The 13,928-nt window shown below is 39.6% G+C and carries 9 protein-coding genes and 1 tRNA gene; 5 read left to right on the plus strand and 5 right to left on the minus strand.

Annotated elements, in window-relative coordinates; translation table 11 throughout:
• Window positions 1-23: 23 nt before the first annotated feature.
• Entirely contained in the window at window positions 24-1,268 is a 1,245-nt protein-coding gene (locus AB1Z56_RS20375; protein ID WP_313264956.1) for an SH3 domain-containing protein, read from the minus strand.
• Between the two features lie 486 nt (window positions 1,269-1,754).
• Here AB1Z56_RS20375 and AB1Z56_RS20380 point away from each other — a divergent pair, with 486 nt between their 5' ends.
• From AB1Z56_RS20380 to AB1Z56_RS20400, 5 genes are all read left to right on the plus strand, one after another.
• Window positions 1,755-3,089, plus strand: coding sequence for an amidohydrolase family protein (locus AB1Z56_RS20380; RefSeq protein WP_426789974.1), 1,335 nt, complete (start codon window positions 1,755-1,757; stop codon window positions 3,087-3,089).
• A gap of 239 nt (window positions 3,090-3,328) precedes the next feature.
• Complete coding sequence (locus AB1Z56_RS20385) at window positions 3,329-4,138, plus strand: hypothetical protein (protein ID WP_070562848.1); 810 nt, start codon at window positions 3,329-3,331, stop codon at window positions 4,136-4,138.
• On the plus strand, window positions 4,138-4,902 hold the full coding sequence (locus AB1Z56_RS20390) for a methyltransferase domain-containing protein (RefSeq protein ID WP_309367197.1): 765 nt from the start codon (window positions 4,138-4,140) through the stop codon (window positions 4,900-4,902). The genes AB1Z56_RS20385 and AB1Z56_RS20390 overlap by 1 nt, the downstream gene beginning before the upstream one ends.
• A gap of 9 nt (window positions 4,903-4,911) precedes the next feature.
• Window positions 4,912-7,062, plus strand: a complete 2,151-nt coding sequence (locus AB1Z56_RS20395) for a sensor histidine kinase (RefSeq protein ID WP_309367198.1) — start codon at window positions 4,912-4,914, stop codon at window positions 7,060-7,062.
• An 82-nt stretch (window positions 7,063-7,144) separates the two neighbouring features.
• Window positions 7,145-8,230: a hybrid sensor histidine kinase/response regulator gene (locus AB1Z56_RS20400; protein WP_309367199.1), complete on the plus strand. Its 1,086-nt coding sequence runs from the start codon at window positions 7,145-7,147 to the stop codon at window positions 8,228-8,230.
• Window positions 8,231-8,331: 101 nt separating this feature from the next.
• Here the strand turns inward: AB1Z56_RS20400 and AB1Z56_RS20405 are convergent, their stop codons facing one another.
• From AB1Z56_RS20405 to AB1Z56_RS20420, 4 genes are all read right to left on the minus strand, one after another.
• A complete protein-coding gene (locus AB1Z56_RS20405; RefSeq protein ID WP_046673283.1) occupies window positions 8,332-8,796 on the minus strand; it encodes a response regulator in 465 nt (154 codons plus the stop codon).
• A 443-nt stretch (window positions 8,797-9,239) separates the two neighbouring features.
• Window positions 9,240-9,312: transfer RNA gene (locus AB1Z56_RS20410), tRNA-Lys, on the minus strand.
• Window positions 9,313-9,451: 139 nt separating this feature from the next.
• Window positions 9,452-10,207, minus strand: coding sequence for a hypothetical protein (locus AB1Z56_RS20415; protein WP_426789975.1), 756 nt, complete (start codon window positions 10,205-10,207; stop codon window positions 9,452-9,454).
• Window positions 10,208-10,502: 295 nt separating this feature from the next.
• Window positions 10,503-13,706 (minus strand): S41 family peptidase, encoded by a 3,204-nt coding sequence (locus tag AB1Z56_RS20420; RefSeq protein ID WP_426789976.1) that lies wholly within the window; start codon window positions 13,704-13,706, stop codon window positions 10,503-10,505.
• Window positions 13,707-13,928 lie beyond the last annotated feature (222 nt).

Genomic DNA, 13,928 nt, shown 5'->3' on the forward strand with positions numbered 1-13,928 from the left:
AAAAAAGGCTGATATGGCTATTTCTAATGTTCCAGGATCTTAATTCTGATAAATTGGGCTCTATCACTCAAAGAACCATCCTCCCCCCAATAACCATTGATATGATTGGCAGCAGTATAGATAGATCCATCTTTGCCCCAGAACATCAATTCAGGCTTCCAGGTGGGCATCCATTCTTTAAAACTGATAAAAAACAGCGACGTTACTTTCCCTTGTTTCACGTGGAAGAGCTGTAAGTCACCAGTCGATTCATAGGGATCAGCATGCAACGTAACCAAGTACTTGAGATCAGGAGAAAAGAGGGGGTAATCTCCACATTCCACAATAAGATGACCATCTTGTCGATCAAAAAGCCGTACATCAGCACTTTCCCAATAGTTCCCTTCAATAGCAAAAGCATTTAGAAAATCATAATGCCCTTTATAAAAGAAACGAGATTCAAGCTCATTATCAATGTCCTTATCTGTGAACGTCAGCTTTCTCCCATTTGTTAAAGGTAATTCCAAAATTTTCCCATTTTTTGTATAAGTCAAAGTGTCCTTTATCAAATAATCTTTTGCTGTCTTTTGAGCAGCCAAAAATGTCTGTTCATCAATCAATTCCAGATGGAGGTATTGGTCCAACGCGTGGCCTTTCTCGTAATATGTTTCCTTGCCATTTACATTTATGGAAACAATCGAATTCAGCTCCTTGGGTGAAATTGTGATTTTGTCCTGTTTGCCCAGCTTAGACTTGGCAACATAGACCTTTTCCCATTGTGTGACATCACCTGTTTCACCGTTGGCTCCGTTGTAATCGCGTTGAATACGATCCATAATCGCAAACCATTCACCTTCTTCTCCTATAATATCCAACTTGGTACCATATGGATATTTCCCCAATACAGGCGCATCCTTAGCTGCCCCTTGTCTGAATTCTACTCCTGCACGGTCAACCACGTACATATTTTTCAAAACTTTGGTCTTATCATAATCAATTGGCAAAGGTGGGAATTTAGCAGAGCCTATCGTATCCTTTAAAGAAGTTGCCTCATGCTTAGAAGAATCGGTGGCAATCTTCTCTGTTGTTTTCGTACGATTACTGCAGCTCAGCGTACCGAAGCAAATTGCCGCTCCAATAACCGTGTAAAATGATAAAAATATAAGTCTTTTCATAAAGGTCAATTTAGCCATTCCCATGCCAAAAAAAATACCGGTATTCAGGTATTCTTGAGAGACAATCATCCCGCTAGATCGCCAGATCATAACAATAAAGGTTCCGACACTCATTTTATAAGATTAGAAAGCAGCTTATATGGCATATCCCTTGCCTCAAGTCCCTATTAAAACAAGGAGAAATACTAATCTTTTAACCACAGATTTTTTCCTTTTATTTGCAAACCAGTCTTTCGCTGTTTCAGGACGGTCCAGGTAATTACACAAGCATTCGTAAAGAAACGAAAAAAGTTACTCCATCTATTTCCTGCGGCCATATCTGCAACATCAAATATCATCCATCCGGAGTTCATAAAAATATGTAATGCTATGGGCACACAAAGATTGAATTTCCATTCCACGTACAGCCCCGTGGAATCAATGTCAGCATACAAGCGTCAGATTATTCGAAGGACCAGGGGCCATTTGAAATTTTTAAGAATAAAATTGAAATATATTGAATTTATGATTTAACTTAGAAGATATTTTTTCAAACATTATGTAGTTCTTCAGGACTACAAGCGATTGTCATATTATTTAAACTATGTAATTTTTCTTGCTATGCGCTTAAGTCAACTTCTTACTTTATTTTTCTGCACAGTTTCTGTGCAAGCCATTTATGGCCAACAAAAGCAGGTTTTAATAGAAAATGTTAAACTGATCGACTATAATAGCCAGATGTTGACATCGTCCAAACATGTTTTAATCAATGGGAACACCATCCAAACAATCAGCGACTTGCCAATTAAAGCGATGGGTAATGATCTCATCAAGATTGACGGCAAAGGTAAAACCCTAATACCCGGTTTAATTGATGCCCATGTCCATCTGGTATTCGGTGCTTTGACAATGCCACAAATGATGAAAAATGATCTATCTGAAGAGTTTCTTATCAATACTGTGGGTCAATCAGCACAGCAGATGTTAATGCGAGGCTTCACCAGTGTACGGGATGTCGGTGGTCCAATATTCCCACTAAAAGCTGCTATTGACAAGGGGAAACTTATGGGACCGAGAATATGGCCTTCAGGCGCTACAATAAGCCAAACCGCGGGACACGGTGATTTTCGTACTCCAGAAGAGAAATCACGTCGATTTTTCAGGATTGTCTCTCGTGCAGAGCGGTATGGTGCAACATTTATTGCAGATGGACGGGACGAGGTGCTGACCGCAGTAAGAGAGAATCTGAGGTTCGGAGCTAGCCAGATCAAACTCATGGCAGGGGGCGGCACTTCTTCAGCATACGATCCTGTAGACGTCACCCAATATACACTAGACGAGATGAAAGCGGCGGTGGAAGCAGCAGAAGACTGGGGAACCTATGTCACTGTGCATGCCTATACACCTAGAGCAATCCGAAGGGCTATCGAAGCAGGAGTAAAATGCATAGAACATGGACAGCTACTCGACGAAGAAACCCTACAACTAATTGCACAAAAAAACATCTGGCTCAGTCTACAAAATCTTGTGGAAGACACTCCCGATATGGATCCACAACGGAGAATCAAGCGAAAACCTGTCATCGAAGGTCAGGAGAAAGTATGGCCTATGGCTAAAAAAATCGGTGTGAAACTAGCTTGGGGTACGGATTTTCTTTTCGAACCTGATCTGAATAAATTACAGAACGCATTTATATTACGCCTTCAAAAATGGTTTACAAATGCCGAAATCATTAAAATGGTTACGCAAGATAATGGCGAACTCCTACAACTTTCGGGACTAAGAAGCCCTTATCCTGGCAAGCTTGGAACGATCGAAGAGGGGGCATTGGCAGACCTACTTCTCGTGGACGGAGATCCGCTTAAGAATTTAAAACTATTAGCAGATCCAGATAAAAGCTTTCTGTTGATTATTAAAGACGGTCAGATTTATAAAAATAACCTTCAAAAACGTTAACATATCCAACGCTGAATTTATTGTATGTCGAAAATATTTTGGATCACAATGATAAAATGTATTTTCGATGACATCAGTTAAAACGGGCTATTTGGGCTCTTCAAGGTGAAAAAGGAATCAAACAATTTTTACCATCACTAGATGCAGGCGGTTGCATTAAAGTATAATTTATTTGAAGAGTAAACACCTTTGCATTTAATTGATTAGTTTTGCGTTTAAACGATAAATCAAAGCATTCGGTGGCATTATTATTCAACGACGGGCGTCCAGTAGTAAGACTAAGAGCATTTCGGGCTATCGACGATCCCCAAACCTGTGAACGTTTCATAGAAGGACACGCGCATGTGTTAACTGCTATAGGCGTAAAGAAAGTAACTTCTTCCAAAAATGACTGGATGTACAATCCTGCATCATTCGTACTGATCGTCGAATCCCTGGATGGCGACAAAGTCTATGGTGGCGTACGTATACACGTATCTGGAGGGAGCGAACCGCTTCCGATTGAACAAGCCACGGGAGCGATGGATGCCAAAATCTTGGACCTTGTTTATGATTATGCGCAACAGGGGACCGGTGAAGGCTGTGGCCTTTGGAACTCTAGGGAGATTGCTGGATATGGCATTGGCAGCATATTTTTGACGCGGGCTGGCGCTGCTATCAGCACACAGGTCGGCATTAAATCGCTCTTTGCTTTATGTGCGCCTTACACCGTAAAACTTGCAGAAAGCGTCGGCTACCGGATTGATACAAGCGTTGGAAATAACGGTACTTTCTATTATCCTAAATTGGATTTATTGGCCACGGTGATGATTATGCGAAACCTGGACACCCTGACAGAAGCCGATCAAGAGAATAAAGACGCGATTTTGTCGCTTCGTAATAATTCCAATATTGTCCGCATAGAAACTTTGCGGAATAAGGAGATTGAAATTCATTATCAAATCGATATTCCGAATCTCAATCAATGGGATTTAAATGAAATTATTAAAAACCTGAAACATACATCATTAGATCATAAACCAGATGATCGTAATTTAAATATCTTGTAATGGACACTAAACATTATGGTGCCGGCTATTTAATGGATACCGGTGATTTTCTTAAACAATTAAAAATACATTCATATACTCCTTTTAATACGATTAAAGAGGGGGTTGTCGTCGATCTTGGTTGTGGAACTGGAATGGATGCTATTAATTTGGCTAATATGCTGGGCCATAATGTGCTTGTCGTCGGATTGGATCATGACAAGGCCTTAATCGAGCATGCCAAAACAAGCAGTGTAGAGGTAAAGAACGTAGACTTTGTTCAAGGTGAAGTTTATCAACTTAGCTTTACAGATAATTCCATTTCTGGCATCAGAATGGAACGCGTTGTACAACATCTTCCGGAAGCACCAAAAATGTTTGCTGAGGTTCACCGTGTTTTGCGTGAAGGTCAACCCTTAGTGATCGTGGAGACGATTTGGAATAGCCTGACGTTTTACAGCAAGCATGTTGGTATTGAGGCTAAGATATGCCATTATTTGACCGAAGAAAAAGTCAACAATGGCTGGGCTGGAAATAAATTAACTTCAGACCTATTGACTCAAGGCTTTAAACAAGTCCAATTGCAAACATTCTGTATGGTAGCACGTTCGAAAGAAGAGGCCAACCGCTATCTTTTCTTAGATAAAATTCTTTTAGAGATGGTCGAAAAAGGAAAGTTAAGCACAGCTGAAATGGAGGAATTTCAAAACACATTGGACCAAGCCGATGAAGCGGGTTGTTTCCTTGTTTCTATGAATTTAGTTATTGCCGAAGCAAAAAAATAGCATATAGTGATGAAATGCTGGCTTAACTTGATCTTCTTATTTATTTTTACGTGCAGTTCAACTTGTTTTGGAGAGGTTATTATCGATCACCCGACACAGCGTGTATTGATCGGATATGGTTTGGAGCGCTATACCGGCAAGGGCGAACCTAACTTTGCAGACACTTCGACTTCTTCCTTTCACCCTTTGGAAAGCAAGGTACCCAATCTCGGTATCTCTCCATCTGATATCTGGTTTCGATTGCCTGTCACAAATAAGGGTAAAGAGAAATTGGAACTCTTGCTCGAAATTGCTTACCCTCTCCTGGATGAGGTCGAACTTTTTGTACCCTCATCAAATGGGAGTTATAAATCGATCAAGCTGGGTGAACATCAATCTTTTTCAGCTAGAAAATATAAGGTTCCTAATTACGCATTTGACATCCAATTACCTGGAAATGAAAAGACCGTCTTTTTTATTCGCGTAAAAAGTACGGAACAGATTATTCTCCCGATCTATTTAAGCAACGAGCGCAGTTTTCTAAAAGAGATGAATGACGACAGCTTGTTAAGCGGCATCTATATTGGTATTGTCGGCATTATGGCGATATACAATTTATTCCTATTTTTCTCTGTTCGTGAAAGAGGCTATCTGTATTATGTCCTATATGTTCTTTGTGCAGGAATAACACAAATGGGTATTAAAGGTTACAGTTTTCAATATTTGTGGCCAAATTGGACTTATTTTGCAACAAAGGGTCCTATTATCTTTGGATGTTTATCCGGTTTATGCGCCCTGCTTTTTGCAGATTCATTTCTTCAATTATCGAAAAATGCTCCTCGGTCAAGACGTGTGATTACTGTTTTTATCATCCTTTTTGTCATTGGTAGCCTTCTTACACTGCTCAACCTGACACAACCAGCGTTCATGGTTATGCAGCTAACAACAGGAGCTGGTTCTTTATTCGTCCTTTACTTATCCTATCGTGTGATGATAAATGGCTATAAACCGGCTAAATATTTTGTTTATGGCTGGACAATTTTGCTGTTGGGTTCCGTCATATTTCTTTTAAAAGACTATGGCATTTTAAAGTATAGCGATTTTACCAGCAATGCTGTACAAATTGCATCTGTTGTGGAGATGGCCTTATTGTCCTTCGGTCTAGCCTATAGTATCAATATTTTAAAAGAAGAGAAAGAAGCATCACAAGTCAGAGAATTAGCAATTTCATTAGAAAACGAAAGACTGATACGCGAACAAAATATTGTATTGGAGCAAAAAGTAGATGAGCGGACACGTGAGTTAACAGAGTCTAATGAATCACTGCAAACCACACTTACTCACTTGAAGGAAACACAGTCTCAACTTGTCGAAGCCGAGAAGATGGCCTCCCTTGGTCAATTGACAGCAGGGGTCGCTCATGAGATTAACAACCCTATCAACTTTGTGACGTCGAACGTCGCACCGTTAAAACGCGATATCAAGATGATCTGGGAAACTCTCGAGGAAGTAGAACGTATAGCCTTTAAGGAAGGTGTATCCGATGCTGAAAAGCAATCTCAAATCAAGAAGTTCAAAGACGATCTGGATATTGATTATTTGAAAACAGAGGTCGATTTTCTATTAAAAGGCATGCACGATGGGGCGCACCGGACCGCCGAAATAGTAAAGAGCTTACGTATCTTTTCTCGCGTTGACGAAGATACGCTAAAATTTGCAGACCTAAATGAGGGGCTAGAATCAACAATGGTTATCCTCAATAGTTTATTAAATAACACGATTGAAGTTGATAAGATCTACGGCGATATGCCAAAGGTCGAATGCCATGCGGGAAAACTTAATCAGGTCTTCCTAAATATTGTGACAAATGCCATTTACGCTGTCAATAAGAAGTTTAATCACGATGTTGGTGGTAAAATATGGATTGAGACAGGGGTCTCCGGCGACAATACATCTGTGTTTATCAAAATCGCAGACAATGGCATAGGTATTCCAAAAGAAATCCATGAAAGGATATTTGAACCATTTTTTACCACGAAAGACGTGGGTGAGGGTACAGGTTTGGGAATGTCCATTGCCTACAATACCATTGCGAAACATCATGGTAAGATTATCGTAGATTCAGAAGTGGGAAAAGGTACAAGTTTTACACTAATCATTCCTATTCAACAAAATAATTAGTACCAAGATTAAACTTAAAATAGTTCAATTAACTATTATTTTTTCATATCTTTTGTAAGGGAATAAACCATATAATAAAATTATGCAGAGGGAGCTTGAAATATTATATATCGATGACGAAGTAAACAATTTGGTTAGCTTTAAGGCAAACTTTAGATACGATTATGCTATCTATACAGCGTCCAATACGAGTGAGGCCGAAACGATACTTCATGCTCATCCTGATATCCGTATTATCTTCTGTGACCAGCGTATGCCTGACGAGATGGGCATCGACTTTTTACACCGCATCAAAAAAGATTTCCCAAAACCGATCCGTATTCTTTTAACGGCCTATGCTAATATGGAAACTGTAATCGATGCTGTTAATAAGGGCCATATATTTAGGTTTGTCCGTAAACCCTGGATGAATGAAGAAATCGTTTCAGCTATTGAGGAAGCAAACAAATTTTATGTTGCAAACTCCATGTTGGAAGTTAAGAATCAAGAGCTACAAAAAGCTTATGATGAATTAGATAAGTTTGCTTATAGTGTTAGTCATGACCTGCGGGACCCATTGACAGGGGTTCTTTCGGCAGTGAAACTCGGATTAGAGTTTGATAGCATAGACCGTATTCATGAGCTGTTATCTCTAATGGATAGTTCATTGGTCAGTTTAGATGCCTATATTGACAGTCTGCGAGACTATTATCTCTTAAGAAGAGGAGAACTCATGCTGTCCGAGATAAGTTTCGAAGAGCTCTTTGACAACATCCGCCAGTTTTACAGCATGTACACGCAAAATAAAGATGTTGCTTTTGAAATTTCAGTGGATCAAAAAGAGATCTTTAGCGGAGATAAAGCACTTCTAGAACTAATTTTGCATAATCTACTTTCTAACGCTTTTAAATACCAACGTAAAGGACAGGAAAACCAATACGTAAAACTATCTGTCTTGGTGTCAGAACGTAAAGCTAAAATTATTGTAAGTGACAATGGAATAGGTATATCGCCAGAGTATGTTGAGGATATCTTCAAACTATTCTTTAGAGCCAGTGATCAGGCTAAAGGAATGGGATTTGGACTTTATAACGTTCAAAATGCACTCTTGAAGCTACAAGGAAAAATTGAAGTGCAATCACAACCAAATCAAGGCACCACGTTTACAGTCGTCATACCAAGCAAATAAGCCCTTTATGATTGCCTTCATATCCGATGGAAGGCTGGGAGGACTATCGCAACCCAAACAAGCATTTAAATAAAAGTTGACTTTCCTAAAATTAGAATATTTTAGGAAAGTAGCTTCTGACGAAGCAAAAACTCCAACTGATCATTAGAAGTTTCGAGCTGAGAATTGGTTTCCACAATCTTTTGACGCTCAGCGTAGACATCATAAGCGCGTTGAATTGTTTGATCAAGTTCCTCTTCACTCCAAGGCTTATTGAGATAATGAAAGATTTTCCCTTTATTGACAGCATCAACAACAGCTGCCATATCTGTATATCCTGTCAAAAGGATACGCATTGGAGCTGCATTAATTTTGATAATCTCCTCCAAAAACTCCACACCAGTCATTTCCGGCATTCGTTGATCAGTAATGATAATATGTATTTGGTTGTTTTTGACAATATCGATTGCATCGGCACCGCTTATTGCCGTAAACACTTTATACTTTAGTCGAAATGTCGCTTTAAAAGAAAACAAATTGTTTTCTTCGTCATCAACGTACAATATCGAAATCTTCTTGTCTTCCATAAGCTTATCGTCTGAAATACAAATTTACGTAATAAATTTGCTGAATTAATAACAGATTAAAGAGTTTTATGTTTTCCTAGCAGAAATAATACGCGAAACTCAATAAAAACTAAAGGGATCAGTAATCCAAAACCGAAGCGTCAACACTAGAACACATCTTTTTCCTGAGTTTGGTTACATTCCTGAATTCATAGGGACAGCCTCGACTTTTGCTCGCCCCGGTTTCGGAAATCCTCTTATGTTTCTCTATCGCCTGTCTATTGATTGCTCTTCGATCAATAATATCTTATACTGAAATAACCTAAATATCATATTTTAGCATATAACATTAAGTAACAGATTTTATAACCTCTCGGTATGACAAAAATGAAAAAGCTGCTTTAAAGGCACTCTAAACACACAAAAAAAGCCATTCTACTCACGTAAAATGGCTTTTTTGAAAGTGACCCCGCTGAGGCTCGAACTCAGGACCCACAGATTAAGAGTCTGTTGCTCTACCAACTGAGCTACGAAGTCATTCGATAAACCAAATGTAAGGTTCACCGCAGAAAAAGTCAAGTGGAAAAGAATATTTTTTTGACTTTTATGACATTCAAGCGAGATTTTTGATCCTTTTGTAATAAACTAGCGAACTGTAAAAAAAGAGACCTTTAAACTATTTATTCTTCCGCTGTATATTTTCCTTTGTCCTTGGAACAGCGATCTTTCCCATAATCATCGGTCTAAATTCCATCTCTATAGGCCTATCCAATTGGATTTTGGCCCCTTTCTTGAACGGAATAACGACTGTTTTATAGCCGATCATCTGCGCACGAAGCTCTTGATCTACCCGAAACAAAGCTTGTGGTACCCATAGTTGAAAATATCCTTTTTCATCTACTTCTGTACGATAACTTCCTAAGGAAACTTCTGTTCCTATCATACTCACATCACTTCCAGCGCAAACAACTTTACCCTTTATACTTACTTTACTACTATCCCGACTTCCTTTTAATACAGGCTTATCGTTTACGGATAAATTGCTTCGGCCTTGCTGTCTTAGCTCATCATTTTTAGTTTGCACAACAACAACCTCTCCTGTCAGTTTGTTTTGTGCTTGAGCGACATGAAAACTCAATGATCCGACCAACATTAGACCTGCGGCAATACCTGTCCACCCTCCTCGCCAAATCGGATTCTTAGAAAAAGAGATCGTGGCATCCAATTCGCGCATCAACTGATCTTCATAAAATCGACCGCATAACCCTTTACTGGCTTTTTTTATTTGATCCACAATTTCCTGATCATCCATCTCTGAAAAATCAACAACGATCTTTTCACATTGGCCGCAGAAACGACCTTGCTCTTGTGGGGTCATCTTGTTCCAATCTGCAGAACAAGACTCTTTTACTTGTAATATAATATTTTCCATGTTACTCCTGTTTATATTTTGAGAAGGGATGCAGGAAAATCGTGAATTTCATAATGAAACAGCGAACAAAGTCATTAAGCACTAACAAACAGACACTTAAAAAAAAAACTTAAAATCGTCTATTGCTTTCCACAGGGTAAAGGGCGAGACCGAATGGAGTAAATCATACGCTGAAGGACTATAAATAGCAAAAAAATCGGAAGATCGTGTTCAAAAAAAATGAGGCTTCAAAAAATAGGCTGTCCAACTCTTTTGGACAGCCTATTTAAAGTAAGTAATTCTAATGCTTACTTCCTTATTTTATATTGTCAAGAATTTCCTTTATTGCTCTTTCCAATTGCGGATCTTTATTTTCCATCCGATCTCGGACCGTATTTTTCACAAGTATATCTGGGGCGACACCGGTTTGTTCGAGATCCTGACCATCAAGCGTATAACATCCCCAAGATGGCAGACGATAGTTAGAGCCATCTACTAAGCCTTTGGCTGATGTAAAAATGATCCAGCGGTAGGTCTCATTGCCGATGATTTTACCCAACTTCAATGCTTTAAAACCTGCTGCGGTCATCTCGGCATCACTTAGAGATTGCTCATTAATTAACAGAACAATCGGTTTGGCTGCTGGTGCAAAATTACTTTGTGGAGCACGTTTCCCGCCCCGATATTGCCATTGTAAGTAAGGGCGCTGCGACAAGAATCGCAAAACTTCATCGTGAACATTCCCGCCAGTATTATACCTGAGGTCTAAGATAATGCCTTGTTTGTTATTCTCATGTTCAGCCATATCGATCAGAAAGCGCTGCAACTCAGTATCCGACATATTTTTCATATGCGAATAAGCGATCTTATTGCTACTCAACTGATCCACTCGGCTTCGATTGTCTCTAATCCATTGGTCATAAAGCAAATCCCTAAAAGCGGCACTTGATACTGGACGAATATTTGTCTGGATTTCCTTGCCATGACGATTCAAGGTCAGTTGAATCTCTTCCTCAAGAGATGGCCAGGTGAAATAACTATCGCGATCGACCTGTGTATTCAATTTTGTACCATTAATGGCTACAAGAATATCGCCTTCATGAATATCCACTTCCTTTTTCGCTGCAGGTCCATTCGGAACAATATAACTGATCTTAAATGGGTCGGTAGCATCATACACCACACCGATTTCGTTCGTTACGAAACCAAAAGGTTTACGTTCTTCCTGCCCCATTGAACTGAAACCCAAATGTGACGAATTGAGTTCGCCCAACATATCATTTAAAAGGATGCGCAAATCTGTTCGATCATTGATCCCCGGAAGATATTTTTCATATTTCTTTTTGACCGCAACCCAATCGACACCATGGAAGTTACTATCGTAAAAATTTTCCTCCAGATTGGCCCATGTTTCGTAAAACATTTGATTAAACTCTTTCTCAAGATCCCGATTGAATTTAAAACTCATTGTAATTGCATCAAGCTTATTCAAATCGAGATTATATTTCTGAATTGTTCCTCGGTTCAATACAAAATACTTGCCCCCAGCTTCTAAAAATTGGCCCATTCCCCCGTCCGTGACCTTTTCAGTTTTCGCTGGAGCAAACAATTCATACACGGTACGATATGCACTATATTTCCCTTCGTGATTGGATGAATAGAACAAATAAGATTTATCTCCCTTTTGTATCACTAATGGGTCGAATTGTGTTCCAAATGCTGGGCTGACTTGCTCAATCCGGTCGCGCAATCCTTCTAAATCCAATTGAACCAAAACAGCCTTCTTTGGTTCGGTCGATGGACTTGTCCCTGGCTTATCTTTTTCGGTATCACTATTCTTTTTATCCTTAGCACCAGCTTCCTTCTTAACTGCACCAGTTTTATTTACAGTCGTATCTTTCTTTTCAGGTGTTAAAAATAACTCATCAAACTTTGCGCTACGATACGGCTGATCAAAGTTGGTCAATGCCATCCGGAAAATACTTGAGTTTTGCATACCGGTAGGGTAGGACGGTTTGGTTCTATTGCTCGCAAAATAAATGTATTTGCCATCAGGAGACCAATATGGCGCAGCCTCCGTAACACCTGTATTTGTCAAATTTGTCGTTTGCCCACTTTTCAGGTTATGCACAAAGATATCTTGTTCAAAATTGCGTATCGCTGTGAACAAAAGATAATTTCCGTCCGGAGAAAATGAAGGTGAAGAATTTTGAAAGGCCCAGATTTCATCTTTAACCACCGTCTGGCTTTTCAAACTTGTCAAATCCAATGTACGAACTTCATCACGACCACTGAGGTATACAGCTTTTGTTTTATCTCCATTTAATGCAATATCACGATTGTTGCGCAGATCTTCCGTCAATTGTTTGACCTCACCTTTACCATCTGCACTGCGAGAAAACCAGTTCTGATACCCTTGATAAGTTTGGCTGTAGAGTAGCGTTTTACTGTCTTTAAGCCATTTAACTTCCATAATACGCTCTCCTTGACTAGGCATCTGGCGAACAAACTTCCCTTCGATATCCGAGACAAACAACTCGCCACGGGATACAAATGCCATTTTCTTTCCGTCTGGAGAAACGTCGAAATTACTAATGTTACCTGAAATGTTAAACTCTTTCAGTTTTCCGAGTACCTGGTTACGGTTAAGGGCGATGCTGGGTTGTATCGTTTTCTTCCCATTGACATCGTAAATATAAAGCTGATAGCCCTTTTCAAATGCCACTTTACTACCGTCCGCAGCAACAAAGGGACGCTTGATAGATTCTGGGAAAGACGTTAATTGGATTTTCGATTTTCCCGCGATTTGATAGAGATTGTACTCACCATTACTTTCGTCGGACACATAGAATATGTTGCCTTTTTGGTCTACTGTCGACCAAAAGTCCTTACCTATATAATCCGTATATTGTTGAAAAGCTTTTGTTTTGGGATTATAAGACTTGATGTCCGGATTGAAAGCACCTTTATAGCGTTTACGATTCGCCGAACTATAGCCTTCCCAGCTGTCATTGAATAAAAGTTCGCCCGAAGGGGTCGGTACAACATTACTAATATAGTTGAATACATGTGGAAACAACCGCGTTGCCGTGCCGCCATCCAAAGCAACCTGATAGGCGCTCATTCTATTGTAACGCGATGAGGTAAAATAAAGAGATTTACTATCCCAGCTCCAGCTGTCTACCTCGTCGGAAGCATCATGGGAAGTGAGCTGACGGATGTCTCCTCCTGCAAGAGGCATCACATAGACATCCATATTACCATTTTGATTGGCCGAAAAGGCGATCCATTTTCCATCCGGGGAAATTCGTGGATTGATCTCATTTCCTTCCATTCCTGTAAGCCGCACTGCAACGCCACCCTGACTCCCTACTTTCCAAAGGTCACCTTCGTAGCTAAAAACCATTTCTTTGCCATCTGGACTCAACGTCGGGTGGGATAAAAATGTAGGCTGCTGGGCAATAACACAGGCTGTTCCAGCATAAGCTAGAACTGTACTTAAAATTAGTTTTTTTATCATGTTATCTAGGAGGCTAATAATTGTTTGCCAATACAAAGGTAGAATAGGGATTGAACAAATCCACTATGAAATGCAGAAGAATTTGAAATTTTATATTTTATGCTTTTCCAGTCTTGTTTCAGGGAATCACAGCCCTCCTTCTAGTCAGCCTACAGGTATACATTCGTTAAAGGATTAGGAGACGCTACTATTTCATCCCTAAGTATTTACAGCATTTACTCA

It is taken from the genome of Sphingobacterium sp. WOUb80, from assembly GCF_050058145.1.
GTDB lineage: Bacteria > Bacteroidota > Bacteroidia > Sphingobacteriales > Sphingobacteriaceae > Sphingobacterium.